General features: G+C 57.5%; 2 rRNA genes. Both read right to left on the bottom strand.

Annotated features, from left to right (window positions below):
- Positions 1–22: 22 nt before the first annotated feature.
- Positions 23–3143 (bottom strand): 23S ribosomal RNA (locus CLM62_RS09270).
- 308 nt (positions 3144–3451) lie between these two features.
- A 16S ribosomal RNA gene (locus tag CLM62_RS09265) occupies positions 3452–4533 on the bottom strand; the annotation flags it as partial.

Here is a 4533-nt window from a genome sequence, read left to right as displayed (position 1 = left end):
AACACAGTGGACGCGAGCAACTGAGGACAAGCCCTCGGCCTATTAGTACCGGTCAACTCCACACCTTGCGGTGCTTCCATATCCGGCCTATCAACCCAGTCGTCTACTGGGAGCCTTAACCCCTCAAGGGGGTGGGAGTCCTCATCTCGAAGCAGGCTTCCCGCTTAGATGCTTTCAGCGGTTATCCCTCCCGAACGTAGCCAACCAGCCATGCCCTTGGCAGAACAACTGGCACACCAGAGGTTCGTCCGTCCCGGTCCTCTCGTACTAGGGACAGCCCTTCTCAAGACTCCTACGCGCACAGCGGATAGGGACCGAACTGTCTCACGACGTTCTAAACCCAGCTCGCGTACCGCTTTAATGGGCGAACAGCCCAACCCTTGGGACCGACTCCAGCCCCAGGATGCGACGAGCCGACATCGAGGTGCCAAACCATCCCGTCGATATGGACTCTTGGGGAAGATCAGCCTGTTATCCCCGGGGTACCTTTTATCCGTTGAGCGACGGCGCTTCCACAAGCCACCGCCGGATCACTAGTCCCGACTTTCGTCCCTGCTCGACCCGTCGGTCTCACAGTCAAGCTCCCTTGTGCACTTACACTCAACACCTGATTGCCAACCAGGCTGAGGGAACCTTTGGGCGCCTCCGTTACTCTTTAGGAGGCAACCGCCCCAGTTAAACTACCCATCAGACACTGTCCCTGATCCGGATCACGGACCCAGGTTAGACATCCAGCACGACCAGACTGGTATTTCAACGACGACTCCACCCGAACTGGCGTCCGAGCTTCACAGTCTCCCAGCTATCCTACACAAGCCGAACCGAACACCAATATCAAACTGTAGTAAAGGTCCCGGGGTCTTTCCGTCCTGCTGCGCGAAACGAGCATCTTTACTCGTAGTGCAATTTCACCGGGCCTATGGTTGAGACAGTCGAGAAGTCGTTACGCCATTCGTGCAGGTCGGAACTTACCCGACAAGGAATTTCGCTACCTTAGGATGGTTATAGTTACCACCGCCGTTTACTGGCGCTTAAGTTCTCAGCTTCGCCACCCCGAAGAATGACTAACCGGTCCCCTTAACGTTCCAGCACCGGGCAGGCGTCAGTCCGTATACATCGCCTTACGGCTTCGCACGGACCTGTGTTTTTAGTAAACAGTCGCTTCTCGCTGGTCTCTGCGGCCACCCCCAGCTCACACCGTAAAGATGATCACCAGGAATGGCCCCCCTTCTCCCGAAGTTACGGGGGCATTTTGCCGAGTTCCTTAACCATAGTTCACCCGAACGCCTCGGTATTCTCTACCTGACCACCTGAGTCGGTTTAGGGTACGGGCCGCCATGAAACTCGCTAGAGGCTTTTCTCGACAGCATAGGATCATCCACTTCACCACAATCGGCTCGGCATCAGGTCTCACCCATGTGCCATCCGGATTTACCTGGATGACGGGCTACACCCTTACCCCGGGACAACCACCGCCCGGGATGGACTACCTTCCTGCGTCACCCCATCACTCACCTACTACAGGTCTGGTCCGTCGGCTCCACCACTCCCCTTTGCCCGAAGGCTCCAGGGCGGCTTCACGGACTTAGCATCGCCTGGTTCAATGTTTGACGCTTCACAGCGGGTACCGGAATATCAACCGGTTATCCATCGACTACGCCTGTCGGCCTCGCCTTAGGTCCCGACTTACCCTGGGCAGATCAGCTTGACCCAGGAACCCTTAGTCAATCGGCGCACACGTTTCCCACGTGTGTATCGCTACTCATGCCTGCATTCTCACTCGTCAACCGTCCACAACTCGCTTCCGCGGCTGCTTCACCCGGCAGACGACGCTCCCCTACCCATCACAGCGCCCGTTGGGGCTCATGCTGCAATGACACGACTTCGGCGGTACGCTTGAGCCCCGCTACATTGTCGGCGCGGAATCACTTGACCAGTGAGCTATTACGCACTCTTTCAAGGGTGGCTGCTTCTAAGCCAACCTCCTGGTTGTCTCTGCGACTCCACATCCTTTCCCACTTAGCGTACGCTTAGGGGCCTTAGTCGATGCTCTGGGCTGTTTCCCTCTCGACCATGGAGCTTATCCCCCACAGTCTCACTGCCGCGCTCTCACTTACCGGCATTCGGAGTTTGGCTAAGGTCAGTAACCCGGTAGGGCCCATCGCCTATCCAGTGCTCTACCTCCGGCAAGAAACACACGACGCTGCACCTAAATGCATTTCGGGGAGAACCAGCTATCACGGAGTTTGATTGGCCTTTCACCCCTAACCACAGGTCATCCCCCAGGTTTTCAACCCTGGTGGGTTCGGTCCTCCACGACCTCTTACAGCCGCTTCAACCTGCCCATGGCTAGATCACTCCGCTTCGGGTCTTGAGCATGCTACTAAAACGCCCTGTTCGGACTCGCTTTCGCTACGGCTACCCCACAACGGGTTAACCTCGCAACACACCGCAAACTCGCAGGCTCATTCTTCAAAAGGCACGCAGTCACGAGACATCAGCAAGCTGATGTCCGACGCTCCCACGGCTTGTAGGCACACGGTTTCAGGTACTATTTCACTCCCCTCCCGGGGTACTTTTCACCATTCCCTCACGGTACTATCCGCTATCGGTCACCAGGGAATATTTAGGCTTAGCGGGTGGTCCCGCCAGATTCACACGGGATTTCTCGGGCCCCGTGCTACTTGGGTGTCTCTCCAACGAGCCGTACAGATTTCGACTACGGGGGTCTTACCCTCTACGCCGGACCTTTCGCATGTCCTTCGCCTATCCATACGGTTTCTGACTCGTCCTGTCGCCGGCAGACGACAGAAGAGAGATCCCACAACCCCGCATACGCAACCCCTGCCGGGTCTCACACGTATACGGTTTAGCCTCATCCGGTTTCGCTCGCCACTACTCCCGGAATCACGGTTGTTTTCTCTTCCTGCGGGTACTGAGATGTTTCACTTCCCCGCGTTCCCTCCACATACCCTATGTGTTCAGGTATGGGTGACAGCCCATGACGACTGCCGGGTTTCCCCATTCGGACACCCCCGGATCAAAGCCTGGTTGACGGCTCCCCGGGGCCTATCGTGGCCTCCCACGTCCTTCATCGGTTCCTGGTACCAAGGCATCCACCGTGCGCCCTTAAAAACTTGGCCACAGATGCTCGCGTCCACTGTGCAGTTCTCAAACAACGACCAGCCACCCGTCACACACCACTCAACGCGATGCTTCACCGGGGCCGGCAGCTGAGGAAAATTCCATTCCCTCAGACACCCAACAGCGTGCCCGACACACTCCCCGCTTCCCTCAGCGTTCCACGCTCAACAGAGCAGTACTGGCAGGAGAAGACGATCAAGTGTGCCGAGTAGTCAACGTTCCACCCATGAGCAACCAGCACCGGACATTCGCCGGTGTACTGGCCTCTGGACTGTCAGCACGCTGGCAGCCTAGAAGTGCTCCTTAGAAAGGAGGTGATCCAGCCGCACCTTCCGGTACGGCTACCTTGTTACGACTTCGTCCCAATCGCCAGTCCCACCTTCGACAGCTCCCTCCCCGCAAGGGGGTTGGGCCACCGGCTTCGGGTGTTACCGACTTTCGTGACGTGACGGGCGGTGTGTACAAGGCCCGGGAACGTATTCACCGCAGCAATGCTGATCTGCGATTACTAGCAACTCCGACTTCATGGGGTCGAGTTGCAGACCCCAATCCGAACTGAGACCGGCTTTTTGAGATTCGCTCCACCTCACGGTATCGCAGCTCATTGTACCGGCCATTGTAGCACGTGTGCAGCCCAAGACATAAGGGGCATGATGACTTGACGTCGTCCCCACCTTCCTCCGAGTTGACCCCGGCGGTCTCCTGTGAGTCCCCATCACCCCGAAGGGCATGCTGGCAACACAGAACAAGGGTTGCGCTCGTTGCGGGACTTAACCCAACATCTCACGACACGAGCTGACGACAGCCATGCACCACCTGTACACCGACCACAAGGGGGCGCCTGTCTCCAGACGTTTCCGGTGTATGTCAAGCCTTGGTAAGGTTCTTCGCGTTGCGTCGAATTAAGCCACATGCTCCGCTGCTTGTGCGGGCCCCCGTCAATTCCTTTGAGTTTTAGCCTTGCGGCCGTACTCCCCAGGCGGGGAACTTAATGCGTTAGCTGCGGCACCGACGACGTGGAATGTCGCCAACACCTAGTTCCCACCGTTTACGGCGTGGACTACCAGGGTATCTAATCCTGTTCGCTCCCCACGCTTTCGCTCCTCAGCGTCAGTAATGGCCCAGAGATCCGCCTTCGCCACCGGTGTTCCTCCTGATATCTGCGCATTTCACCGCTACACCAGGAATTCCGATCTCCCCTACCACACTCTAGCTAGCCCGTATCGAATGCAGACCCGGGGTTAAGCCCCGGGCTTTCACACCCGACGTGACAAGCCGCCTACGAGCTCTTTACGCCCAATAATTCCGGACAACGCTTGCGCCCTACGTATTACCGCGGCTGCTGGCACGTAGTTAGCCGGCGCTTCTTCTGCAGGTACCGTCACTTTC

It is taken from the genome of Streptomyces sp. SA15 (assembly GCF_002291145.1).
GTDB lineage: Bacteria > Actinomycetota > Actinomycetes > Streptomycetales > Streptomycetaceae > Streptomyces.
This window is presented reverse-complemented; position numbering and strand designations above follow the sequence as displayed.